This window comes from Fluviicoccus sp. (assembly GCF_030646115.1).
In the GTDB taxonomy this organism is placed as follows: Bacteria; Pseudomonadota; Gammaproteobacteria; order Pseudomonadales; family Moraxellaceae; genus Fluviicoccus.
In genome coordinates this window covers 84,246-109,059 of sequence record NZ_JAUSMX010000012.1, presented here as the reverse complement: position 1 = coordinate 109,059, position 24,814 = coordinate 84,246, and the positions used below count along the sequence as shown (strand labels likewise).

Sequence of the window (24,814 nt, the reverse complement as noted above, 5' to 3'; positions counted from 1 at the left end):
ATCGTTTACATACAAGGCAGACGGACATTCATCCCCAAACCACCGTCTGCCATCCGCTGTGTCCTCGCGAAGTATTGCAATTTGAAGGAGGAAGACGCCTAATCCAAGTCAGACGAAGGCACTGACATCATTACAAAATGACAAGACCGGTTTTACGGCAACACCACTCCCTCTACCTCCCCTGCCCCAACCGCCGCATGGCAGGAACCTCATGACAACCGCCGCCGAACGCAACCTGTGCGTGCCGCTGTATGTCACCCAGGTGCCGCGCCTCACCCTGTCACGTCTGGGCATGACCACCGAGAACTGGGAAATGCTGGTGCAGTCGTTTTGCGGCATTGACCCGCGCACCTGCAATTACCTCAATACCTTCATCAGTCTGGACCAGCACCGCCAGATACTCACCGTGGCCAGCCGCGCCTATGGCCTGGACAATTTCCTGCGCTGGTACATCGAGGACACCGAAGCCCATCATCTGGGACCCATCGGACTGGTGGCGCGCACCGCCCCCACCGTGCGTGAGGGCCTGGACCTGCTGGTGCGCTTTGTGCCGCTGCTGATTCCATCCATCGACATCCAGCTAAGGCACGACAGCCACCGCTACAGCCTGTTGTTCAAAAACACGGTGGACATGGACTACGTCGAGGACATGTACACCGAATTGTCGGTGCTGGTCTTCCGCAAGTTCCTGCTGCAGGGCAGCTCGTCGATGAAGATCGAGGTATGTTTTAGCCACGCCAATCCCTTTGGCCCGGATTTCCATCGTGAGGCCTTCGGCTTCGAACCGGTCTTCAACGCCCCGGAAAACAGCCTCACCTTCGACCGGGACGCCATTGACTGCATCAATGTGCACCACACGCCGATGCAGCATCAGCAGGCCCTGGCCGACTGCGAACTGCTGGCGAAGAATGCAAAGCAATACGACAACCTGCGGCAACGGGTACACCAGATTGTCTCGGCCTATGCCCAGAAGGGCGATTCCTGCACCTTGCAGGAAGTGGCCGACCAGATGTTCCTGTCCGTACGCACTCTGACCCGCCGCCTGCAGCAGGAAAACGTGCATTTCCGGGAGATCCAGAGCGAGGTGCGGCTGGACATTGCCCGGCAGCAACTGCGCAACACGCCGCTGCCGATCAAGGTGGTGGCGCAGAACGCCGGGTTCAGTAGTCTGGCCGCATTTACCCGCGCCTTTCGCCAGCGAACGGGGCAGACCCCGGGTGAATTCCGGGGCAGTCAGGACTGACCAAGGACTCGCGCATGGTGCGCCACATGGTCCGCCATGAAGGTCTGGATGAAGTAGTAGCCGTGGTCATAACCGGCATGGCGGCGTAGCGTCAGCGGCTGCCCGGCCTCGGCACAGGCTGCTTCGAAAGCTTCCGGATACAGCTGCTCCGCCAGGAATTTATCGGCCAGCCCTTGGTCAATCAGGATGCCCTCGGGGAAAGGATTCACGGCCTTCGCCATCAGCTCACTGGCATCATGCCGCGCCCACGCCTCCCGGTCTTCCCCCAGATAGCCGCTGAACGCCTTCTGCCCCCACGGGCAGCGCGTCGGGGCGGCGATCGGCGCGAAGGCCGAGACTGAACGGAACACGCCCGGATGCTTCAGCGCCAGCGTCAGCGCGCCATGGCCGCCCATGGAGTGGCCGCAAATGCCCATCCGTGACGTATCCAGTGGCAACCCGCGCAACAACTCCGGCAGTTCACGGACAATATAGCTTTCCATGCGGTAATGCGTTGCCCACGGCGACTGCGTGGCATCCAGATAGAAACCCGCACCCACCCCGAAATCCCAACTGTCACTGTCCCCCGGCAAGTTGGCCGCGCGCGGACTGGTGTCCGGCATCATCAGCGCCAGCCCGTGTTGCGCCGCCCACTGCTGCGCCCCGGCCTTGATCATCGCGGTTTCCTCGTTGCAGGTCAGCCCGGCCAGATAGATCAGGACGGGCACCGGCCCCTGCTCTGCCTGCGGCGGCAGGTAGACCGCAAACTGCATCGACAGGCCAATCTCGCAGCTATCGTGCCGGTAAAAGTGCTGAACACCGCCGAAACAGCGGTGTTCATTCAACAATTGCAGGGCCGACATCAGAAAACCACCACCGACCGGATCGACTCACCGCGCTTCATCAAATCAAAACCTTCATTGATCTGGTCCAGCCGCAGCTTGTGCGTAATCAGGCTGTCGATGTTGAGCTTGCCGTCCATATACCAATCCACGATCTTCGGCACGTCCGTCCGTCCGCGCGCGCCACCGAAGGCGGAGCCTTTCCACACCCGGCCGGTGACCAGCTGGAACGGCCGCGTCGAAATTTCCGCACCCGCTTCCGCCACGCCGATGATGATCGACTGGCCCCAGCCCTTGTGACAGCACTCCAGCGCCTGCCGCATCACCTTGGTGTTGCCGATGCACTCGAAGCTGTAGTCCGCACCGCCATCGGTAAGCTGGATGATGGTGTCGACCACGTTCTCGACTTCGTTGGGATTGATGAAGTGGGTCATGCCGAACTGACGGGCCAGCGCCTGCCGCGACGGGTTGATGTCGACGCCGATGATCTTGTCCGCGCCCACCATCTTCGCGCCCTGGATCACGTTCAGGCCGATGCCGCCCAGCCCGAACACCACCACGTTGGCGCCCGCTTCCACCTTGGCGGTGAACACCACCGCGCCGACGCCGGTGGTGACGCCGCAGCCGATGTAGCAGACCTTGTCGAAGGGCGCGTCCTCACGGATCTTGGCGAGGGCGATTTCCGGCACCACGATATGGTTGGAGAAGGTGGAAGTGCCCATGTAGTGCAGCAGCGGCTCCCCGTTCAGCGAGAAGCGCGACGTGCCGTCCGGCATCAGCCCGCGACCCTGCGTGCTGCGGATGGCCTGGCAGAGGTTGGTCTTCCGCGACAGGCAGTATTTGCACTGGCGGCATTCCGGGGTGTAGAGGGGAATCACGTGGTCGCCGGGCTTGAGGGTGGTGACGCCCGCGCCCACTTCGAGCACTACGCCCGCGCCTTCGTGACCGAGGATGGCCGGGAAAGCGCCTTCGGGATCCGCCCCGGACAGGGTGTAATAATCGGTATGACAGATGCCGGTGGCCTTCACTTCGACCAGCACTTCCCCGGCGCGCGGGCCGGCCAGATCGACTTCTTCAATGGTGAGGGGTTGTCCGGCTTTCCAGGCGACAGCGGCGCGGGTTTTCATGGGGGCGTCCTTTGGGAGAGGGAAATTCAAGGGAGTGTTTTATCACGAATTCCCTTCAATTTCCGTTAGACAAGGCCGGTGTTGTGCCGGTTGAGCGAATATCGGCCCGTGCACCGCTCAATGGAACAGCCAGCCCCGCTTCACCATTGAAACCACACCCTCCGTGGATCGCCAGAACTGATTGATTTACATACAAATGTTCCACGTGGAACACCCGCCTTCAGACAGGGCGTTTCGCGATGTCTGCCAGCACGTCGCTGCACCATTGCAGCCAGGCCTGTTCGTACAGCACGCCCAGACGCAGCGTCTGCAACGGATAAAAATAGCGTTCCCGCCGCTCCGCCGGGACCATCTCGAAGGACTGCATCAGCCCGCGATAGGTCGCCAGCGTCTGCTCATGCAGCGCGCGGTGACGCAGTAACTCCGCCTTCACCGCGTCCGGTGGCAGCCGCCGGCCGGCAAACACCTTCACCAGCAAGGGATCGCGGATCTTGCCGGGATTGGCGGCCTCGGCCAGCAGACGGTCAAGCTCCGCCCCGCCCGCCGCGTTCAGGGAATAGACCTTCTTGTCCGGCTTGCCGTCCTGCTCCACTTCCAGACAATCCACCAGCCCCTCGGCGTGCAGGCCGTGCAGCTCCTTGTACAGCTGCTGGTGCGTGGTCTGCCAGAAGAAGCCCACCGAATTCTGGAAACGGCGCAGCAGGGCGTAACCGGAACCCGGCTCCACATCCAGCATCGCCAGTACCGCCAGGCGCAGTGACATAGTTTCCCCTATTCTTGATTGGTCAGACCGTTTGTCGGATGGCACAGTCTAGCATACTTGCCATATGCAAAAAATTGCATATACTTCTGAAAAACCACCCCGCACCGGAGAGCACCCATGGCCGCCCTGAAACCCAGCACCCTGCGCATCGGCAACCGTTACCGCGCCTCGCGCCTGAAAGGCCCCTACGACGCGCTGATCATCGGCTCCGGCATCGGCGGCCTCACCACCGCCGCCCTGCTCTCCGACCTCGGCTGGAAGGTTGCGGTGTTCGAACAGCACTACACGGCGGGCGGCTACACCCACAGCTACGAGCGCAACGGCTACGAGTGGGACGTGGGCGTGCACTACATCGGTGACATGGGCACCACCACCATGAGCCGCCGCTTCATGGACTACCTCTCCGGCGGCAAGCTGGACTGGGCGCCCATGGACCCGGAATACGATCGCTTCTACATCGGTAACAAGGTGTTCAAGGCCGTAGCGGGCAAGGCGGAATTCCGCGCCAACCTGCTGAAGGATTTCCCGCAGGAAGCCGCCGCCATTGACCGTTACCTGGAGCTGTTGTCGGAAGTGGGCAAGGCGATGCGCCTGCACACCATGGGCCGCCTGCTCTCCCCCACGCAACTGAAATTCGCGCAGCCGGTACTGTCGCGACTGCTGCCCAAGACCTTCCAGCGCACCACGCTGGAAGTGCTGAGCGAACTGACCAGCAACCGCGACCTGATCGCCGTGCTGACCGGCCAGTGGGGCGACAACGGCCTGCCTCCCAGCCGTTCCTCGTTCATCATCCACGCCATGATTGCCCGCCACTACATGTTCGGCGGCTTCTACCCGGTGGGCGGCAGCTGGAAGATTGCCGACACCATCATCCCCAAGATCCAGGCGGCGGGCGGTGAAGTCTTCACCTACGCCAAGGTCAAGGAAATCATCGTCGAAGGTGGCAAGTCGCGCGGCGTGCTGATGGACGATGGCACCCGTATTGAATCGAAAGTGGTGATTTCCTGCGCCGGGGTGATGAACACCTTCGAAAAGCTGGTTCCCCCGGCCGAGGTAAAGAAAGCCGGCTATGACAAGCACCTGAAGACGGTGACCAAGAGCTGCGCCCACCTCGGCATTTATGCCGGGCTGAAGGGCACGCCGGAAGAACTGGGGCTGCCCAAGACCAATTTCTGGATCTACCCCAGCAACGACTATGACGGCGACATCCAGCGATTCTTCAACGACAAGAACGCGCCAATGCCGGTGGTGTACATCTCCTTCCCCTCGGCGAAGGACCCCGATTATAGCCGCCGCCATCCCGGCACCTCCACCATCGAGATTGTGGCCCCGGCCCCGTACGAATGGTTCGAGCCCTGGAAGAACACCGTCTGGGGCAAGCGTGGCGAAGACTACGATGCACTGAAAAAGGCGATGGGCGACCGCCTCATGGAGGCCTTGTACGAGAAGATGCCGCAACTGCGCGGCAAGGTGGATTACTACGAAGTGTCGACGCCGCTGTCGACCGAGTATTTCAACGCCTATGACCGGGGCGAGCTGTACGGCATAGACCACGACCCGAAGCGCTTCAGCCAGAGCTGGCTGACGCCGAAGACGAAGATTCCCGGTTTGTACCTGACCGGCCAGGACATTTTGTCCTGCGGCGTGGTGGGCGCGATGATGGGCGGGGTGCTGACGGCGGTTTCGGTGGGTGGTTTCAAGATGCTGCCGGTGCTGAAGGATGTGATGGCCGGGAAAATCCGCAAGACGGGGCCAAGGCTGGCCACGGGCGGGGCGGTGGCCACCGAATAACCATCCGGCCGTAGGGGCGCACTGCGTGCGCCCTCTCATCCGAACACGACAGGTGGTCACGGAACACAACGGTGGTGTTCAGCGAACCAGGGCGCACGCAGTGCGCCCCTACGGGTGATTTATCCGGCTAATGCGGCAGCCACAATTCAACCCGGATGCCCGTCCACCCTCGCCTGCACCAGCATCGGCCCATAGCGCCACACAAAAATCCCGAAGGCCAGCGTCCAGCAACCACCCGCCAGCCACAACCCCGCCGCCGGCGCAACCAGCGCCAGGAACACCCGCGCCAGCGCACCCAACTGCAACAGACCGAAGCCTATCGCCATACCCTTTGGCGGCACCAGATCACGCCCGGTATGGCCGAGGCTGACCCGCGACATCATCGCCAGGATCAGCCCGCTCATGCCGCCCACGGTCAGCGCATGCAGCGCCGGGCTGGGCGAGGCGAACAACCCCAGATGCCAGCCCGCCATGCCGAAACACGCCGCCACCAGCCAGGCATACGCGGCATGCAGCGACCACAACAGCGCCACGGTATGCAACTCACGGTCAAACCATCGCACCAGCCGCAGCGCATGGCCCACACCCAGCGCAGCAAACAGCACGGCCAGCCACGGCTGCGGCGTCAGCGCCATACCGGTCGCCATCAGCACCGCCGTCAGCACTGACCCGCCCAGCAAGGCCTGATCCTGCCGCACGGCGGGCGGCGCGTCGCCCGGCCGCCGCAGGCCGCGACGGGTGAAAAACGGAATCACCCGGCCGCCGATGATCGTCATCATGGCCGCTACCAGCCAGATGCCGGCCCACACGCCCTGGCGCTGCAAGGAGTCATCAGCCCGCGCCAGACCGAAAAACGTCACTGCATCGGCCGCCGCCAGCAGCACCAGCACACCCACAATCGGGTAATTACGCGTCTGTTTCACCTGCCAAAGCAGGCGGCCCATTACCGCCGCCGTCAGCAGCGGGAAGGCCAGTTCCAGCGGGACCAGCACGCCCAAAGGAGCATCCACCAGCCAGGCGATACGCGCCGCCAGCCACACCCCAGCAAGCAGCGCCACCGGTTTGCCGCTGAGGCTGGGTTGCCCGGTCCAGTTCTGCACCGCCGTCAGTAGGAACCCGGCAACAATAGCCAGCCCGAAACCGAACAGCATTTCATGGCGGTGCCAGGCCAGCCAGCCGCCCGCCGGGTTCCAGCCGGACAGATAACCATGCCAGGCCAGCAGCCATACGGGAATGGCCAGCAGCGCCAGCACGGCGCCGCCCAGAAAGAAAGGGCGGAAGCCCAACCGGAACAGCGGTGGAATGGCCAGCGCCTTTTTGCGATCAATGACTTGCATGGCAGCGACCTCGAAGAAAAAGCGGTTCCGGCGATCTTCATGCCGGAACCGGGAGGAGGATGAGGGCAGCATAATCCCGACGGCTGCCGTAGGATACTCGCCGGATGGCGGGGGAGCCGGGTTCAGAGATGGACCTTGAACAGCGCCGCCACCAGATCGGACTGGCTGATCATGCCCACCACCCGGCGTTCGCCATCAATCACCGGCAGGTGGTGCAGGCCGCCGTCGCTGAACAATCCGGCCAGATCAGCGATGGACTGCGCGGGGGTAACGCTCCGCACCTCTGCTGTCATCACGACGCTCACCGGCTCGTCTCCCTGCCGCACTGACAACGACGGCGCAAAGGCATGGCCCTGCCCTCCCAATAGGATGTCATGCACGGTGACAATACCCCGCAGGCGGTTTTCCCCGTCCACCACCGGCAGCGCCTTGACCTTGTGCAGCGCCAGCCGCGTCCAGACTTCCGCCAGCGGTGTGTCTTCGTGCACGCTGACCACATCACGGGCCATGATGTCCAGACAACGCACCTGACCGAAACGGCGGTGATAGGCATGCCATTCGGCGCTGCGGAACACCCCTAGCAAATCCTCTCGACGGATATCCAGCAGCTCGCCGTGTTCGTCCAGCGCCCGGTCCAGATCCTCGGGGCTGAAGCCGATGCGTTCACCCGGCAGCGGGTCGGCGGTGCGGTGAGCGGAGGGCGCGGGTGACAGCGGCTGAAACCGGCCGCGACGCAGCTGCCGGTTGAAGGCGTCGGCCAACAGCGTCAACAGCACGGCGTTGGCCAGCACCGGCCCGGCAATGAACGCCGCCCCGTGACTGGCGGGCGTCAGCACCATGGCCATTGCCAGCGCGCCGCCGGGCGGATGCAGGCAGCGCAGCAGGAACATGGCGGCAATCGACAGCGCCACCGCCATGCCCGCCGCCAGCCCGGTATGGGGGAAGACGGCGGCACAAGCCAGCCCTACCAACGCCGACAGCACATTGCCGCCGATCATCGCCCAGGGCTGCGCCAGCGGGCTGGAGGGCAGCGCAAAGGCCAGCAGCGCCGAGGCTCCCATCGACGCCACCAGCGCCGGACCGCCGCCAGGCAGGTAACGGCAAACCGCTTCCGTTACGGCCAGTCCCAGCAGCACGCCCACACAGGCCGTCCAGATTTCGCGGTTGCCCGCGTGCAGCGGTTGCGGTATGAATGCCCGCAGCCGCTGCCCAAACCCCGTTAACATGGAAACATCCCGTGGCTGCGCCGCTGCAGCCGTGAATGAGGGCCGGCAAATATATCATAATATGATAAATACCAGGAGAATGGCATGGCCGCCCCACCCCCGGCTTCCGACGGACTGAACAAAAAACAGTATGAAGCGCTGTCGGAATTCCGCTACCAGTTGCGCCGCTTCCTGCATTTCAGCGAAGTGGCCGCCGACCGCGAAGGCATAACGCCGCTGCAATACCAGTTGCTGCTGCACTTGCGCGGCTTCCCCGGCCGCGACTGGGCATCGGTGGGCGAACTGGCGGAGCGCTTGCAGGTGAAACCGCACGGTGCGGTGGCGCTGCTTGGCCGCTGTGAAGCCGCGGGACTGGTGGAACGGCGTCAGAGCCTGGCCGACCGCCGCCAAATGGAAGTGCACCTGCTGCCGAAGGGCGAAGCCATCCTGACGCGGCTGGCGGCGCTGCACGAGGCGGAACTGCGCTCGCTGCAAGGCACTTTCCAGGTCGCCAACATCACCGCTTTTAACAACGCCACCGCCCCCGCAGCGGACTGACTGGCCGGAACGATCAATCCGCCGCCGCTGCCACCGCCCGAAAAATGACCCCGATCAAGTACCATCGTACCAGTTAGGCCTAGTCTCACGCTAAGCCCATCCACCGGGGAGTCACCCCCATGCTGCCACAAGCCCTGCCTCCCGTTTTGCTGCCGGAAGAACTGGACGCCCTGCTGGCCGGGGTGTCCGCCTTCGCCGACCAGGAAATCCTGTCACGCTCGCCGCGCCCCGAACAAGCGCTCTCCGCCGATGACTTTCACGCCATCACCGCCGCCGCCGACACCGCCGGTCTGCTGGACAACAGCGATCAGGGTTACGGCCTGTGGAGCGAATGCGCGCGCGGTGAAGCTCCCGGCTTCACGCTGATGGCGCTGCGGCAACTGGCGCTGGCCAACGTCTCGGCCGCCTGGCACCTGCAAAGTGTGGCGCTGGCGGCGCTGGCGGCCCGCTTCGCCGGGCTGGAGGCCGACTTTCAAACCGCCTTCTGTCTGGACGGCGCCTGGGGCATCGGCCGCAGCGCGCTGGGCCGCCTGCTGGCGGGCCGCCCGCTGCACCACCGTGACAGTGTCCTGCTCGCCGATGTCTTCGGCGTCAGCCGCCGCATAGCCCTGGCCGCACCGGGCATCAAACGGCTGGCCGTGTTGCACTACCGCGACCAGATGTTGCAACTGGATCTGCAGCCACTGGCAGCTGGCGGCGTTGATCGCGACGAATTCCCCCACGGTCTGGACGGCTGCCACGCCCTGCACTGGACCCCGTCCGCCGAGCCGGTACCGCACGGCCCGCTCACCCTCGACCAGCTGACCACGCTGTTCGCTGCGCAACAACTGGCGCAAGTGGCGCTGGCGCGCGGCGCGGTGGAAGCCGCCGCCACGCTGGCCCGCCGTTATGCCGAAATCCGCGTGCAGGGTGCACACACCATTGAACAGCACGACAGCGTGGCGCTGCTGCTGGCCGATATCGACACCCCCTGCCTCACCGTCGATGCGCTGCTGCGCGATGCCGGACGGCAGCCGCTGACGGCGGAATCCACCCTCGCCTTGCGCCGTGAAGCCATGCCGCTGCTGGGCCGCGCCATCAATGCCGCCATGCAGGTGCACGGCGGCATCGGCTACATGCGTGACACCGGCATTGAACACCGGCTGCGCGCCGTCAATGTATTGCGGGTGATGGGCGGCTCACCGCCCGAACTGGCGCTGGTGGCGGCCGGTCTGGCCAGCGACCACGCAGCGCTGCCCGAATCCGAAGCCGCTGCACGCGACCACCTGCCCGGCTACCTCTCGCCCGACCACGCACTGTCACCTTTTGCCGCCTTGCGCCGGGGACCGCTGCTGCGCGCCGTCTCCGCTTATGCCGCCGCCGATCCCTGGGAAGGGGAAACCGCACGCCTGCCGCTGACGCTGGGCCGCATGCGGCGCAAGGTGCGGCAGTTTGCCGAGTGCCATTGCCTGCCCTTGGCCAATGCCAGCGACCGCGAACAGCGCGAAGGCCACCACGACAGCGCTGCCCTGCGCCAACTGCTGGCGGAAGCAGGCAAGGCCGGACTGCTCACCGACCTGCTGCCCGCCCCGCTGGGCGGCGCGTCGCCATTCCAGTTCCGGCACTCGCTGGCGCTGCAACAGGCCATTCGCGTGGAGGAACTGGCGCGAGTGGACGGCGGCCTGATGCTGCTGTTGTCCGCGCACAGTCTGGGCCTGTGCCCGCTGCTGCTCTCCGGTGACCTTAACATCCTGCGCGAGGTGGTGCTGCCCGCCTTCCGCGCCACCCAGGCCGGGCAGCCGCAGATTTTCGCCTTCGCCATAACCGAACCCGCTGCCGGGTCGGATGCCGAGGACGGCCACGGCGCCTTGCACCAAAAGGCCGGGGTCAAGGCGCGGCGCGCGCCCGGCGGCTGGCGGCTGACCGGACGGAAAGTATTCATCAGCGGCGGCGACGTGGCGCGTTATATCTCGGTGTTTGCGGCGCTGGAGGGCGAAGGCTACGACAGCTGGACCTGCTTCCTGGTGGACAGCCGCAGCGCCGGTTTCCGCGTCACGCGCTGCGAACTGAAGATGGGCATGCGCGCCTCCGGCGCGGCAGAACTGGAATTCGACGACTGCTTCGTGCCGCACAACCGCGTGGTGGGCGGCCTGCGCAATGGCTGGGGGCTGGCGCGCGCCACCCTCAACCTGTCACGGCTGCCGGTGGCGGCCATGGCGGTGGGGTTCGCCCAGCAAGCCGTGGACCTGGCCACCGCCTTCGCCTGCGAACAAACGCTGGCGGGCAAGCCGTTGATCCACTACCAGCAGGTTCAGGCGGTCATTGCCGACCTCCAGGCCGAAACCGGGGCCATCCGCGCGCTGGTGTGGCAGCACGCCAGGGGCTGGACACCGCGTCAGGACGGGGCCGCACTCTGCAAATTCCAGGCAACCGACCGCGCCCAGGTCGTCATCGAAACCGCGATGGACCTGCTGGGGTCCGCCGCCATCCTGCATGGCAACCGGCTGGAGCGCACCTTCCGCGACAATCGCCTTACCCGCATCTTTGAAGGCACCAATCAAATCAACCGGCTGGCGGTCATTGAAGACCAGCAGGCCGGTCTTCTCGACCGCATCGCCCGGCGCGTCAACCGCGCTGTTACCGGAGCCTGACCATGAACGCCCCCACCCCCATCACCACCCTCACCCACAACGCCCCCTTCTTCCAGGTGCCGCGCCAGCGCGTGCAGACCTCGCAAGGCGCGGTGGAACTGCCGATCCTCTATTACGACACCTCCACGCTGAACGCCTTCTTCCTGGTGGACCAGGCCAAGGTGGAAGCCGTACTGAAAGGCACCGGCCTTAGCCCGGCGCTGACCATCGGCGGCAAGGCGCTGGTGGCGCTGGCCTGCTTCGAGTACCGCGATACCTCGGTGGGCGTGTACAACGAAGTGGGCGTTGCCGCCGCCGTCACCCGCACCGGCGAGGCGCTGCCGCTGGGTGGCTGGCAGGACCTGCTGGCCACGCTACGCCAGCCGGAAGAACGCCGCGTCGCCTTCCACATCCTCGACCTGCCGGTGACCACCGCCGCCGCCAACGCCGCCGGGCGCGAAATCTGGGGTTATCCGAAGTTCGTCACCGAGATTCCGTTTACGCTGAACGGGCGGCATTTCGACTGCTCGGTGAAAACCCCGGAAGGCGGCACGCTGATGCAACTGACCGGGCGGATGGGGCCGTCCTTCCCCACTGCGCCGCTGAGTTTGACGCTGTTGTCGTTGCGGGAAGGGGAAATGGTGCGGGCGACGGTGAACGTGCGCGGGGCGTCGAAGATGGCCTTGCCGGGATCACTGAAGCTGACGGTGCCCAATAGCCTGCACCCCATGGCGCAACGGCTGCACGCGCTGGGGCTGGATGGCGCGGAACCGTTTGCGGTGAGCTGGACGCATGATTTCCAGTCGCGGCTGAACGGCGGGGTGGTGGTTTAGGGTAATCCGGCGACGGTAAAACGGGAGTATGCTTGCAGCCTCCCGTTTTCACCGGTGCGCTTCATGGCCGAACCCAAATACACCACCGAAACCGTACTCTCGGTGCGGCGCTGGACGCCCAAGCTGTTCAGCTTCACGATGACCCGCCCGTCCGGCCTCCGTTTCACTGCCGGTCAGTTTGCGCGGCTGGGCGTGGAACCCGGCGGCGGCGAAGCGCCGGTGTTCCGGGCCTATTCGATTGTCTCCTCCCCCTTCGCCGATACCCTGGAATTCTTCTCCATCGTGGTGCCGGATGGCGCCTTCACCTCGCGCCTGCAACACCTGAAACCCGGCGACACGGTGCTGCTGGAAAAAATCCCCTACGGTTTCCTGACACTGGCCCGCTTCCAGCAACCCGCCCCGCGCGACCTGTGGTTGCTGGCCACCGGCACGGGGCTGGCACCCTTCCTGTCGATTTTGCAGGACTTTGACGTGTGGAAGCAGTACCGGCGCATTGTGCTGGCCTACAGCGTGCGCACAGAGGATGAACTGGCGTATAAGACGGAGATTACCGACATTGCCGCCACGTTTGGCGAAAATGGCGCGGAATTCCGGTTTTTACCGATCATTACCCGTGATCCGGAGGCGGCGTTGCACCAGCGTTTTCCGGCGCTGGTGGCTGATGGCGGGCTGGAGCAGGCGGCGGCGCTGAGCCTGCGACCGGACCGGTCGCACATCATGCTGTGCGGGAATCCGGCGATGGTGGAGGATACGCGGCAGGCGTTGATGGCGCGGGGATTGACGATGAACCGGAAGGGGGTGGGGAATATTGCGGTGGAGAATTATTGGTGAGGGCTTTCCTCTTTTGCTGTAGGTCGGGCTTCAGCCCGACAACACTCTCCGATCGAAGGATGCTTGTCGGGCTGAAGCCCGACCTACAGAACTGCGTGCGCCCTCGAGGCAGAACACGACGGTTGTCAGGGTTGACGGAAGCATGTTTGGTTGAGAGGGCGCAGGGACTGCGCCCCTACGGAACATTTCCGCCCCTACGGAACATTTCCGCCCCTACCGGAAGAAACACCCCTTATGAAGGCGTATTGAACACCGCAAACGGCAACGGCCGCTTGTCCTCCATATACTCCTTGTTCTCCATCATGCGCAGGAACCCGACCAGGATGCTGTAAGGCGCTGCGCGCTGGATGTAATTGTTGGCCCAGCCCGGCACCCGGCCGCCCGGATCCACATAGCCTTCCGCCTCCACGAAAACCCGGTTACCCGCCAACGGCGTCAGCCGGATCAGCATATCCTCCGCCTTCATCCGCACCAGCGGCGGCGCTTCCGGAATCAGGTCAGGAAAGGCCTTGACCCGAATGATGAAGGTCCGGTTTTCCCGGCTCTGCGGCTCCAGCTTCAGCACGCCGGGCACATCCCGGTTGGGAACACCATAGGGTGCCCGGTGTTTGATGTAGAACTGATATTCGGTGGCCGAGACCTTGTGCAGGATTTTTGCCTCCAGCACTTCCCAGTACCATTTCTTGTAATTGTCAAAATCCAGCAGCACCCGGACATAGGCCTCCAACGTCCCGTCCAGCGTGGCTTCCGCCTTGAAGGAGCGGAAACGCTTGCCGTCTTCCTGCTTCACCCACGTCTTGATACTGCGCATCCGGTCATTGCGCACCAGCCGCCACTCATTGGTCAGCTTATCCTGTAAAGAATCCAGGTCATCGTCTTCGGCGGCATGGACTACGGCAGGGACAGTCAGGGGCAGCACGGCTGCCAGCAGCAGCATGTTAAGGTAAGCGGTCAAGCGCATGGGGGGAGAACTCCCGGTGTGTGCCGTGGGTCGGCATCTAGTGGAAATGGCAGGCCTTCAAGGATGACATTAGCTCGGGGCGCGGGCAATAGGACGCAGAGGGCAGGAAGGGTGATTTTGGAGCGCCTCGCCCCTTTGGGGAGAGAATAGGATGGACTGCCCGTAAAGATCATCCGGTCAAACTCCCGGCCGGTGCTATAGTCTAAGAAGACCCTGACGAGATGTACTCCCATGCGCCTGCCCCGTTTGCTGCCCGTTTGCCTGAGCGTGTTGCTTAGCGCCTGTAACTTCTTCGGCGACCCCGACCCGTTCACCCGGACATGGGGCTCAGCCGACGCCGGATTGGTGGACGGTGCGCCGGAAACCGCCCGCTTCAGCAACCCGGTGAATGTGGAAACCGCTCCCGACGGCACGGTCTATGTCGCCGATTTCGACAACAGCGCCATCCGCGTCATCGCCCCCAGCGGCAGGGTCAGCACGTTGGTGCAACAGGCCGGCTTCAATCGGCCCTTTGGCCTGACGCTTGCCGGCAACGGCGTGCTCTACGTGCAGACCGACGGCAATGATACCGGCCAAAGGGACGCTGGCACCGGCACTATTTGGGCTGTCAATACCAACACCGGTGCTGCCACGGTGGTGGTGCGCAACATCGGGCGGCCGCGCGGCCTGCAGGCCTTGCCGGACGGACGGATTGCCCTGAGCGATCTGGCGCATCACGTGATTTCACTGCTGAACCCTGCAACCGGCGTCATTGAACCGCTGGCCGGGGCGGCGGAGCAGCCCGGCTATGCCGATGCCCAGGGAGCCAACGCCCGCTTTGACCGCCCTTACGGGCTGGCGCTGGCGGCGGACGGGGCCTTGCTGGTGGCGGACCAGAACAATCACCGCATTCGCCGGGTGACGCTGGCTGGGGAGGTCAGCACCTTTGCCGGGACAGGAACTGCGGGAAACCAGGATGATCTGGTGACGGGAGCCAGCTTCCGCAGTCCGCAGGATGTGGCGGTGGCGTGGAACCGGGTGTATGTGTCGGATCAGGGGAATCATGTCATCCGCCGGATTGAAGGCCATGTGGTGACGACGGTGGCAGGCAATGGCCTGGCCGGCTTTGCCGAAGGCAACGACGATGGCGGCGGACCGGCGGCCGGCTTCTTCGGGCTGGAAGGCATTGCCGTGTCGCGCAACGGCGGCCAGCTGTGGATGGCGGATGGCAATGTCGGGGATGGCGCCCCGTACAACCGGGTGCGGCGGATGCGGTTTTAGACCGGTGGGAATATCTTCGATTCCTCCCCTCTGAAAAAAGCCGCCCAGACCCCTGATCGGGGTGGGCGGCCAAAGAAGTCGTGAAACTCAGTATCCGGGCATCGGATTTGGACCGCTCACGCCACCACGTTATACGCCCCCATATCCATATTCCGCGTCCTTAACACATACTCAAAGCTGAACCCCGGCCACATCGTCGAATTTGTGCCGTCCGCATTCAGATACCAGCTCTGGCAGCCTGACAGCCATGAACTGTTGCGCATCCGGTCCTGGAAGCTCTGGAACTGCTCCTGCATCACCTCTTCCTTCACATCCAGATAACGCAGCTTTTGCTTAAGCAGCGTCTTGGTGTACTTGGCAATGTACTTGTACTGCGCCTCCTGATAGATCAGCACCGAGGTGTGGCCCGGCCCGGAATTGGGGCCCATGGTCAGCAGCATGTTCGGAAAATGGCTCACGTTCATGCCGTAATAGGCCTTGGACTGACCGCCCCAATAATCCGCCAGCGACAGCCCGCCGATGCCCTTGATGGCAAAGGGATAGGCCGGTGCGCCGATCTCGTAGCCGGTGCAATAGATAATCACGTCCAGCGCGTGCTCCACGCCGTCGCTGGTGCGAACGCCTGCCTCGGTAATTTCCTTGATGCCGTCAGTAATCAGATGAACGTTCGGTCGCGCAAAAGCCGGGAACCAGTCATCCGACACCAGCGTGCGTTTGCAGCCCACCTTGTAATCCGGCGTCAGCTTGCGGCGCAGGGCCGGGTCCTGGATATGCTTGTTCAGCGCGCGCTTGTGCATCAGCTCGCCCACCTTCAGCAACTTCGGATACCACAGGATTGCCGGCAACGCCGATTCCATGGTCCAGTACAGGCCCAGCCGGTGCGCCTTCTGTTTCCACGGATGTTTCACCCAGTCGCGGTGGTCCTTGTCGCTGAAGGTGCGGTTGAACTTCGGCATGACCCACGATGGCGTACGCTGGAAAACTTTCAGGTCGGCCACTTCACCGGCCACATTCGGCACCACCTGGATGGCGGAAGCTCCGGAGCCGATGACACCCACGTGCTTGCCGCGCAAATCCACCGTCGGGTCCCAGCGGGCGGCGTGCAGCGCCTTGCCTTTAAAGCGGTCCATGCCCTTGATATCGGGATACTTGGGGTGGCTCAGCGCGCCGGTGGCAGGCACCAGCACCCGCGCTTCCGTGATCTGGCCGTCATTGGTAGTGATGATCCAGCGGCCGGACTTCTCGTCAAAGCTGGCGTCGGTGACGCGGGTGGAGAAGCGGATGTAGGGGTCCATACCGTACTGGCTGGCGCATTCCTCGATGTACTGGCGGATATCTTCCTGTCGCGAAAAAGCTTCCGGCCACTTGGGGTTGGGTGCGAAGGAATAGCTGTACAGGTGCGAAGGCACGTCACAGGCGCAACCCGGATAGGTGTTGGTGCGCCAGGAGCCGCCCACGCCCTCTTCACCTTCAAAAATCACGAAATTGAGGATACCGGCTTTCTTCAGTTCGATACCCGTGCCCAGACCGGCGAAACCGGCTCCGATGATGGCGACATCAACTTGCTTGCGTTGCGTGGTCATGGCTTTTCCTGATTGATGTGACATTGAACAATGTCATCCTATCGGCAATTACCATGTGATTTGTAGGTGATTTGGTGTCATGGAATTATCATTAGGGGACAATCTACGATAAAAAATGTGGGATTACGACTGGCTGTCAAAGAATGGCGCCACGCCCCGATTTACGGAATCTCACAGTGGACCGGATCCTGCCAGATCCGAGGTGTACTGAATGACCTTGGCGGTGGGCAGTGGCAGATGCTCGATTCTGAGCGGTTGCCGGGGGCCGAAGAGTGTGTGAAGGGCTATTCTCGCCAGCGCCATGCCTGCCGAGGGGCCAAAGATACGCAGGATCAGTTGCCCTGACGCATCCTGATGCAGGGCATATTGCGCCAGCGCGCAGTGCTTCAGGGCGTGGGTGATCTCCAGATTGTTGAGCCAGTGGCCTTGCGGGGTGCGAAAGCGGACCGGCGGGCGGCCCTGGAGCGCCCGGAGCAGCGGGCGGCCGTCAGCGCTCATCGCCAGAATGCCGTAGTCACCGGTTCGATAGCGGAGCAAGGGTAGGCAGTCGTTGAATCCGCCGGTAATCGTAATTTCGCCGACTTCTCCCGGGGCTACGGCTTGTCCGGATGCATCCAGGGTTTCGACATGGAGCCATGGCTGGAGCAACCGGTAACCCTGCCTTGCCGTGTCATACACCGCAATGGGGCCGGCCTCGTTCATGGAGTAGATGTCCAGCAGCGGGCACGCAAAGCAAGTTTCAAGATACTCACGCTGCGCCGGCAGCAGCACCATGGAAGTGCTGATGATTGCCCTCGGTTTGTGCTGCATCCCGACGCGCGCCAACTCCGCCAGTGAAATGGGATCACCGCTGATCACCTCGGGGGCCATGTCGTCCAGATACGGCCCGCGATGACTTTCAGAACGCCAATCATTGGGATGCAGGTTCAGCTTGGCCAGCCCGGACTCGCCCAGCGTCGGGTTGACCGATACGTAGGTAAAACACTTTTCCTGGTAACCGGCCAGCAGGATGCCGACATGGTCGGCGCCCCGGGCAGGTTCGATGCCGATTTCGCGCAGGGCCGCCAGATAAAAAGCCAGATAACGGGAAGCCACCAGCGGCAGTGACGGCACCACCAGCGGATGGCCGGTGGTCCCACTGGTGCTGAACAGAATCAGGCGGCTGACATCAACCGTGTCGGGGACGTAGCGCTCCACGCTATGCGACAGGTCAGCGCGTGTCCAGGTAGGCAGTTCTTGAAACGGTTTCCCCCGCAGCGGTTTGTAGGCGGGAACCCAGCGGCAGCTCTTCTCGATAAATTCCTGCAACCAGCCGGGATAAGCGTCCGGAAGATGCCCGGGGGGTGTTGCGGCAACCTGTTTCTCAAAGGCGACGGCCTGCTGCAATTCAGCCGGTGTCAGCTTGTGCCCGCTGCGATTCCGGTAGCGGGGCGCCATGGGGTGGTTGATCATGCGCAATAGCAGGGCGTGCCCGGAGTCGCTGAGTCCCGGCAGGCGATAAGGATCCCGGTACGATCCGTCCGCTATTCCCGCGCCCACTTGTCGGCACCTTCCCGTGCTTTCCTTTTCAGCAAGGCTTCGCGGATCTCCCGGGCGCGCGCTTCGGCGGCCCTCGCCGCTTCGAACACCCGGGCGCGCTCCAGGGAACTGATGCTGCCCAGCCGGTCTTGCGCCTGTTCCGGGGTTTCACCGGCGGGTCGCATGTCCAGCTCCGCCAGCGCCAGCCGCAGCAGTTCTTCCCGTCGGTCCGGATCGTCCAGGAACGGGCGAACCCCGGCCTGCGCAGCCAATTGGGGACTGGTTTCCGTCAGCAGTCGCCAGACTGATGGGCCCGGCGGGTTGCTCCGGATCAACTCCGGAGCAATGAGCAGCCAGCAAAAAAGCGGCAACAATCCATGATTTTCGCGGAGGGCGCGGTTACGCCATTGCGACAGGTGCTCCCCAAGGATGGGAATACCCAGCATACGCAGCGTATCGTGCAGCAATGCGCCAGCATCGGGCTGTGCAAAGAGCTCTGCGGGGATTTCCGCCAGGCGATGCTGCAGGCTTTCCAGGGCCGGACCTTCCTGACTAAAGGGCATGTGTCTCTCCTTCCGGGGCGTAATGTGACTGGCTGAACCGGCGAGCGAATCCCACCATGTCTTCCCAGCTCTGGACGCTGTAGACCGCCCAACCCTGGTCGCGCGCACGCTGGACCGGGGCATAGCCATTTAAAGCGCTCCATGCCCTGGGCAGGTTCAGTACCAGAGTGCCGCCGGTGCCCGCATGTTGCAGGGCTTTCCCGGCGACCTGATAACCGTCATTTCCCTGTTCATCCTGATCATAAAGGGTGCTGATGCCGTCATCAGACAGCACCACGATGTGGGTCGGGCGTTTCCTCGGGTTGGCATAGGTGTCCCGCAGCAAGTGGATCGGGAATGCCGTCCCGCCGCCAAAATGGCCGGTCAGCACCGCCAGCACGGCATGCTCATCACGAACAAAGCCCGGCGTGGCGGTGAATTGCTGCTTGCCGCTCCAGAGCGTGACCTGCACGCGCGCGCCTGCCCGCAGCGCCGACAGGCAAAGAATGGCCCCGGCCAGGGTGGTGAAGGAGGTTGAAAATTGCGGGTTGGGCATGGAGCCCGAGGAATCGACATACAAATCCAGGTCCACGGCCTGCCGGGTGGGGGGAATATGCGTTTCGGTTCCCCAGTGCCTCTGGACGGTTGTCAGTCCCGGAATCAGGGTTGGACTCTGCAACAGGCTTTGCAGCCAGTCGATCTGGTCCAGTGCATCGCCCGGCGCCCACAGGTCCAGTCCTTCCGGAACAGGGTCTGTCTGCATTTCCTGCGGCCGGGCGGGAAAGCGCACCAGATGCGGAAGTGCGCGCTCCCGATAATACCGGACGGCAATATCATGCTGGCTGAGGTCAATGCCGCAGGCGCGCAGGATTTCACCATACTCGAAAGGTTCGCGGCATTGACCTGCCGAGGACTGAACCGGAGCGGCGGGCGCGGGGGAGACATCGGACGCTGATATCAGGGGCTTTGCCGCCACCTCCCCCGTCACCCGGGGATCATTCGCCGGATGCACTGCCGGCCGGAGTTCGGCGGGCTCCACCTGCACCAGCCCCCCCGGCCATCCCCCGCGAGCGGCGGAGTCCGTGTCGTGGAGCGCCCGCAAGGCCTCTGCCATTCCCCCGTTGTCCATCAGGTAGGGCAGGCACAGGGCGGCAAAGCCGGCGGCGCCTTCCAGCCAGTCCCGGGCATAACAGCGGACGAGCCGGGCGCCCAGCCAGGCATCCCCTTCCGTGGCATCGTCGAGCGCGGCGGAGGTCAGCGTCCCTTTGCGCAACTGCCACAAATGTTCGTAGATGCGCTGGTAGAGAGGCCACAGGCGGGAGGATGACGTATCCCGGGGCAGCGCCTTGAAGATATCCGCCATGCGCAGCCGGGAACTGCGCTGAAGCCGGTCATTGATCAGCAGGTCGCTGTACAGGTTTGCAATCAGACCCACGTCAGCTTCCCGGGTGGGCAGGGCGGGCCGCATCCTGGCCAGCAGTCGCACATGATCAGAGAGCGTGGCCGGGGCCAGGATATGGTGTCCGATCTCGTGGGCCAGGATTTCCCGCGCATAGTCGCCAAGGCCATTGCCGGCTATTTTTTCAAGGTCGATGACAACGCGTTGATCCTCCAACCGGATCATTGCAAAACTGCCGTTGAGCCCTTCCGCACGCGCCTCGTCCGTACTCAGGCAGAGCCGGGGATCGCGCAGCCGGGTATAGCGGCTCCAGACCGCCAGCGCTTCGGGCCAGGCGTGCTGCCAGCGGGCCTGAAGTTCCATCATGGCGGCGTTCATTACAGGGATCCGCTCAGCGCCACGACGATCACCTGATAGCTGTCGGGGGAGCACAGCAGCAGGGTATGCTCCGTGGCCGCATGGCTGCTGATTCGGCTGATGTCATCGAAACTCCGTTTTTTCCCCTGCAACGTCACCAGATTGCTCCGGATATCCACCCGCGAGCCGTCCACCACGACCTGCCTTTCCGCCGGGGTTGTCCGGTGGAGGGTGACTCCGAAGCGGTCGGCAATGACCAGCCAGCAATCCGGACCGCTGAAGACAAACAGCTGGTCTTCACAGGCGCTGACGGCAGGCAGGCTCTGGAATATCCCGCCCAGGCCGCTGAAGCCGCCAAAACGGGTGACCTCTTCCAGGCGGGGATGCCCTGCCGGGGTCCACCAGGGGTCTGTACTCAGGGCCTGTCTCAATTCAGGCCAACTGCGGCCTTCCGCACCCAGGATATGGGCGACCAGCGGCCCGGGCAGCCGGTCGGCAAGCCGCAACGCACTTGTCCGGTAGTGGCTGAGTCCGCATCGCCAGGCGGCCACTTGTCCCAGTTGCAACCAGGTCGGGGTATCGCTTGTCCGGGATGCCATGGCGGCCATCAGGTCAAGCCATTCGCCCGGGCGCGCGCCGGGCGTGGTGGCCAGTTGATGGATTGCATTGCCCAGCGCCACCAGAACCCGGGACGGCACTGGTGCAAGCAAGGGCAGCGAGACAGGCAGCAACTCCCGCCACAATGCGTTCATTTCCGGATAGCGGGCCTCGCTGCCGACCAGGCGCTGGCCGCACAGATCCAGCGCGACATCGTAACTGGCATTGAGCAGATCCGGGATGGCAGCGGGAGTAACCGCCGCCATCCGTAAAACCAGGGGATCGACCACCTCTTCCAGAAAACGCCGGAAGCGGGCCGCATCCAGGTCCGGATAGCGATGTCGCGCTGTCTGGAAGCGCGTATTCAGGTCGTTCCGGCCGTCCCTTAACAGCCGGGCAAATGCGGCGGAGATCATTAGCGCGTTCTCAGCCAGCGAAGGTAGTTGGTATAACGCTGGTGCAGGTATTTCAGTTTCAGCAGGTCATCATAGAGATGCCCGTAGAGTTTCTTGCCGTTCCCCCAGTCATTGATCAGGCGTTCAATTTTCTGCAGGCGTCCGCGCACTTCCGCCGCGCCCAACCCGTCCAGCCCGTTCCGGAATTCGGCGGACAAGGCGCCCACCGGATCATCATGATCCAGGTTCAGCCGGTTGAACTCGTCGCAGGACAGGTCAAACAGGCGGCGCAACCAACTGAACCGGTCGCTGCGGTAGATACTGTGGCCCGGCTGCTCAAAGAAAGGGGCGTCCAGGTCCGGTGTCAACCGGTCATGCAGGACGAAGGGGAGTATCTGACGGATATCTTCCAGCATCACCGTCGAATCACCCCTGAAGTAGGCCATGGCCTTGGCATAGAGCAGCAGGGACATCAGGGCGCGGACAGAAAGACCGTTGGTGGTCTGGCAACCCAGGTCCTTGAGGCGGTCGCGGCCGGTATCGGCACCGGTGATGGCGCTCCACTCCACGCCGGCCAGCCGCACCGTATCCTTGGTCTTGTATTCGAACTGGGCTCCCCCAAGCTCACAGAATTCGAACTGGCTGGCGAAGAACTCGATCCGGCGCCGGACGCCTTCCGGAACCTCGACCTGGCGGATCAGGTTCTGCAACTGGTCCACTTCTTCCCGGGTGAAGATGATTTGCGGCGGAACCAGGGTTTCAGGCCGCACGTTTTCCTCGATGCGCGCCAGCAGGTCGCCCAGGAAGCGGGGGTTGAAGGCCAGCGCCTGCACCACTACGTCGATGCGATCCCGAAGCGCCTCAATCACCTGATAGGTGCCTCCCCCGCGGTCATCATTGGCGGTCAGGTACCAAGCGGCATCCGGACACTCATACAGGTGATTCAGCATTTCGGCGTAGTTGTCGCCCATCACGGTCAGCAGCGCGCTCTGGGTGCGGGTTGGAATGCGGTTGTACTCATCAACAATCTTGACGCGCATGCCCAGCCATTCCCGCCACGCAATCCGGATGTCGCTCATGGACTGGGCCTGGACCAGGTCCGCCGGCAGCGGGTTGCCGAGCAGGTCAGCCACAGTCATCTGGGGGTGTCCATGCTGCATGGCCCGGCGGACTTCCTTCACCGAGTATCCGCCCAGGATACCCATCAGCAGCGCACTGGCCGTTTTCCCGCGGCCGGGCCCGCCGATCAGCAGGCATTTGCCCCGGGTAGCAAAGGTCAGCAGCGGCAGCAGGATAAAGCTGGAGTAACTTTGCGCCGAGGGCAGGGTCAGCGGGCTGTGGCTGTCGCCCAGCGTGAACACCTGCGGCGGCGCATCGTTGTACTCGATATCGTAATGCGGGCTGATAATGGCGGAATTGATGATCCAGAAATACGCCTGCCGGAGTTTTTCATCCAGGGCGGGCATCTCGGGAGCGGCTGCTCCGGGCTCTTCGCCCAATGGCCCCCGGTACAGGTCGGCTACATCAAACTGTCGTTCGGCGATGGCCTTGCCGGGATTGGTCGGGGCCTTGGAGAGGTGTTGAAAGAGACTGAAAGCCATGGGTTTGCCATTCCGTTGGGGCGGTTACGCCAAAGTCAGCCCCGTTCAGGACGGAGCATCGTGATTCATGTCATGCCGCTGATATCATGGACGTTGGCGGCCTGAATAGTGTGCCTCAAAACCGGAGGCGGGAACATAGCCGGCGGCTGCGCGGTCTGTCCCGCAGCCTTCAGGAAAATTTCCCGTGTACATTCGTACAGGGGCAGTCCCCGCAGGCCTGCGCCCGTAACGACTGCCGCATGCTCCGGAATGCATCAGGCAGGACGGCGAAGGCTGCGGGAGTCAGCACACTCTCCATCGCAATGCCATATTCCCCGGCCGTAAACGCGCAGGGTGATATCGTGCCCGAAGCGCTGACAAACAGGTAGCCCGCACCCGGCCTGCAATCACCGATCGGCAGCCGGATATCGCGTACAGAGGCCTGGATCCGTTTCAGGTAGCCCTCGGTGAAGATCAGTTGCGTAGTCTTGTGCGACAGGGCTGCCCGGATGCTGTCGACCATATCCGGCAACTGGTCGGCCAAGTCCGGGGTCAGCCGGTTTCCGGGAAAGAATTCCGGCCGGTCACGGCCGCCCAGCGGGTTGACAGTGATTTCCGAAACACCCCAGCCGGCCAGTTCATGGCACAGCTCGGGAAACCCGGCAAAGTTTTCCCGCATCAGCACCGTGTTGACCCGTATCTTCAGATCGGGAGCTTCCTGCGCCAGCTGTTGCACGCCGCGCCTGAGGGAATCGAACAAGCCGATCCGTCCGCGCATCCGGTCATGAAAGTCGGCCTGTCCGTCGACACTGACCGTGATTTCCGCGTAGTGCTCCACGATATGGCGGCGGATTGCCGCTTCATGCAGTCGGGTGCCGTTGGTCGTGGCGCTGAAGGACAGCGGATATTTCCGCCGGGCGTGTTCGGTAATGCCAAACAGGAATTTCAGCAAAAAGGGTTCACCGCCCAGCCAGCTGAGCAGAATCCGTTCACCGCTGTTCAGTGCATGTTCGCCAATGACCTGCACCAGTTGCCGGAGGGAGTCGGCCGAGTGTGTCCGGCGCGCCAGCGCGAGCCGGTTGTCATGGGCGCAGAAACCGCAGGACAGGTTGCAGCGGGTGGTGGTTTCGATAACGATGACGCGGGTGCAAGGCACTGGAGCGGATGCATTAACCAAACTCGTGTCTCCAGAGAAACCCTTCACCTGAATCTGCCCGCCGCATTAAGGACTGTTGGATGTTGCGCAGTATAGGTTGAATTCCGGCCCAGTCGTAGGCAAGTAATGCCTTGAAGCTCATGACCACCGCCACCGTCATCCGCAAAGGCCAGATCACCATCCCCTTCGCCATGCGCGAAGCACTGCACGTCAGCGCCGGTGACCGCATTGAATTCGTCGAGGTTGCCCCCGGTCGTTTTGAATTCATCGCCTTTTCCGGGACTCCAACGGGGGTTTTGCCGATTGCCTGATCGGGCTTCAGCCCGACAACACTCTCTGATCGAAGGT

21 protein-coding genes are annotated in these 24,814 nt (G+C 63.3%); 8 read left to right on the top strand and 13 right to left on the bottom strand.

Features of this window, described 5'->3' with window-relative positions; translation table 11 throughout:
- Window positions 1-211: 211 nt before the first annotated feature.
- The gene (locus tag Q7T36_RS09055) at window positions 212-1,243 is read left to right on the top strand and encodes an AraC family transcriptional regulator (protein WP_304846929.1); all 1,032 of its coding nucleotides are present in this window, start codon (window positions 212-214) and stop codon (window positions 1,241-1,243) included.
- Here Q7T36_RS09055 and fghA read toward each other — a convergent pair.
- From fghA to Q7T36_RS09040, 3 genes are all read right to left on the bottom strand, one after another.
- On the bottom strand, window positions 1,234-2,076 hold the full coding sequence (gene fghA / locus Q7T36_RS09050) for an S-formylglutathione hydrolase (protein WP_304847171.1): 843 nt from the start codon (window positions 2,074-2,076) through the stop codon (window positions 1,234-1,236). The genes Q7T36_RS09055 and fghA overlap by 10 nt on opposite strands.
- Before the next feature lie 8 nt (window positions 2,077-2,084).
- Entirely contained in the window at window positions 2,085-3,191 is a 1,107-nt protein-coding gene (locus Q7T36_RS09045) for an S-(hydroxymethyl)glutathione dehydrogenase/class III alcohol dehydrogenase (protein ID WP_304846926.1), read from the bottom strand.
- A gap of 220 nt (window positions 3,192-3,411) precedes the next feature.
- A complete protein-coding gene (locus Q7T36_RS09040) occupies window positions 3,412-3,954 on the bottom strand; it encodes a PadR family transcriptional regulator (RefSeq protein WP_304846923.1) in 543 nt (180 codons plus the stop codon).
- Between the two features lie 117 nt (window positions 3,955-4,071).
- Between Q7T36_RS09040 and Q7T36_RS09035 the strand changes: the two genes are divergently transcribed.
- Window positions 4,072-5,745, top strand: a complete 1,674-nt coding sequence (locus Q7T36_RS09035) for an NAD(P)/FAD-dependent oxidoreductase (protein ID WP_304846920.1) — start codon at window positions 4,072-4,074, stop codon at window positions 5,743-5,745.
- A gap of 146 nt (window positions 5,746-5,891) precedes the next feature.
- On the opposite strand, the gene Q7T36_RS09030 is transcribed toward Q7T36_RS09035, so the two are convergent.
- Window positions 5,892-7,082 carry an NnrS family protein gene (locus tag Q7T36_RS09030; RefSeq protein WP_304846917.1) on the bottom strand — a complete coding sequence of 397 codons (1,191 nt, stop codon included), beginning with the start codon at window positions 7,080-7,082 and terminating at the stop codon, window positions 5,892-5,894.
- A gap of 122 nt (window positions 7,083-7,204) precedes the next feature.
- On the bottom strand, window positions 7,205-8,308 hold the full coding sequence (locus tag Q7T36_RS09025; RefSeq protein ID WP_304846914.1) for an HPP family protein: 1,104 nt from the start codon (window positions 8,306-8,308) through the stop codon (window positions 7,205-7,207).
- Window positions 8,309-8,392: 84 nt separating this feature from the next.
- Between Q7T36_RS09025 and Q7T36_RS09020 the strand changes: the two genes are divergently transcribed.
- From Q7T36_RS09020 to Q7T36_RS09005, 4 genes are all read left to right on the top strand, one after another.
- Window positions 8,393-8,845, top strand: coding sequence for a MarR family winged helix-turn-helix transcriptional regulator (locus Q7T36_RS09020; RefSeq protein ID WP_304846911.1), 453 nt, complete (start codon window positions 8,393-8,395; stop codon window positions 8,843-8,845).
- A 119-nt stretch (window positions 8,846-8,964) separates the two neighbouring features.
- Entirely contained in the window at window positions 8,965-11,475 is a 2,511-nt protein-coding gene (locus tag Q7T36_RS09015) for an acyl-CoA dehydrogenase family protein (RefSeq protein ID WP_304846908.1), read from the top strand.
- Between the two features lie 2 nt (window positions 11,476-11,477).
- Window positions 11,478-12,287, top strand: coding sequence for an acetoacetate decarboxylase family protein (locus Q7T36_RS09010; protein ID WP_304846905.1), 810 nt, complete (start codon window positions 11,478-11,480; stop codon window positions 12,285-12,287).
- Window positions 12,288-12,350: 63 nt separating this feature from the next.
- Entirely contained in the window at window positions 12,351-13,118 is a 768-nt protein-coding gene (locus tag Q7T36_RS09005; RefSeq protein ID WP_304846902.1) for a ferredoxin--NADP reductase, read from the top strand.
- A 232-nt stretch (window positions 13,119-13,350) separates the two neighbouring features.
- On the opposite strand, the gene Q7T36_RS09000 is transcribed toward Q7T36_RS09005, so the two are convergent.
- Window positions 13,351-14,079, bottom strand: coding sequence for a hypothetical protein (locus Q7T36_RS09000; protein ID WP_304846899.1), 729 nt, complete (start codon window positions 14,077-14,079; stop codon window positions 13,351-13,353).
- A gap of 231 nt (window positions 14,080-14,310) precedes the next feature.
- On the opposite strand from Q7T36_RS09000, the gene Q7T36_RS08995 reads away from it, so the two are divergent.
- Window positions 14,311-15,339: a hypothetical protein gene (locus tag Q7T36_RS08995; protein WP_304846896.1), complete on the top strand. Its 1,029-nt coding sequence runs from the start codon at window positions 14,311-14,313 to the stop codon at window positions 15,337-15,339.
- Between the two features lie 116 nt (window positions 15,340-15,455).
- On the opposite strand, the gene Q7T36_RS08990 is transcribed toward Q7T36_RS08995, so the two are convergent.
- The 7 genes from Q7T36_RS08990 to Q7T36_RS08960 all read right to left on the bottom strand — a co-directional run bounded on the left by Q7T36_RS08990 (window position 15,456) and on the right by Q7T36_RS08960 (window position 24,487).
- Complete coding sequence (locus Q7T36_RS08990) at window positions 15,456-16,922, bottom strand: NAD(P)/FAD-dependent oxidoreductase (RefSeq protein ID WP_304846893.1); 1,467 nt, start codon at window positions 16,920-16,922, stop codon at window positions 15,456-15,458.
- Window positions 16,923-17,093: 171 nt separating this feature from the next.
- A complete protein-coding gene (locus Q7T36_RS08985; protein WP_304846890.1) occupies window positions 17,094-18,374 on the bottom strand; it encodes a hypothetical protein in 1,281 nt (426 codons plus the stop codon).
- A 71-nt stretch (window positions 18,375-18,445) separates the two neighbouring features.
- Window positions 18,446-19,003: a hypothetical protein gene (locus tag Q7T36_RS08980; RefSeq protein ID WP_304846887.1), complete on the bottom strand. Its 558-nt coding sequence runs from the start codon at window positions 19,001-19,003 to the stop codon at window positions 18,446-18,448.
- On the bottom strand, window positions 18,993-20,759 hold the full coding sequence (locus tag Q7T36_RS08975) for a VWA domain-containing protein (RefSeq protein WP_304846884.1): 1,767 nt from the start codon (window positions 20,757-20,759) through the stop codon (window positions 18,993-18,995). The genes Q7T36_RS08980 and Q7T36_RS08975 overlap by 11 nt, the downstream gene beginning before the upstream one ends.
- Complete coding sequence (locus tag Q7T36_RS08970; protein WP_304846881.1) at window positions 20,759-21,751, bottom strand: hypothetical protein; 993 nt, start codon at window positions 21,749-21,751, stop codon at window positions 20,759-20,761. Before Q7T36_RS08970 ends, Q7T36_RS08975 begins: the two co-directional genes overlap by 1 nt.
- A complete protein-coding gene (locus tag Q7T36_RS08965; protein WP_304846878.1) occupies window positions 21,751-23,331 on the bottom strand; it encodes a MoxR family ATPase in 1,581 nt (526 codons plus the stop codon). The genes Q7T36_RS08970 and Q7T36_RS08965 overlap by 1 nt, the downstream gene beginning before the upstream one ends.
- Before the next feature lie 169 nt (window positions 23,332-23,500).
- Entirely contained in the window at window positions 23,501-24,487 is a 987-nt protein-coding gene (locus Q7T36_RS08960; RefSeq protein ID WP_304846875.1) for a radical SAM protein, read from the bottom strand.
- Between the two features lie 119 nt (window positions 24,488-24,606).
- Between Q7T36_RS08960 and Q7T36_RS08955 the strand changes: the two genes are divergently transcribed.
- Window positions 24,607-24,777: an AbrB/MazE/SpoVT family DNA-binding domain-containing protein gene (locus tag Q7T36_RS08955; RefSeq protein ID WP_304847168.1), complete on the top strand. Its 171-nt coding sequence runs from the start codon at window positions 24,607-24,609 to the stop codon at window positions 24,775-24,777.
- Window positions 24,778-24,814 lie beyond the last annotated feature (37 nt).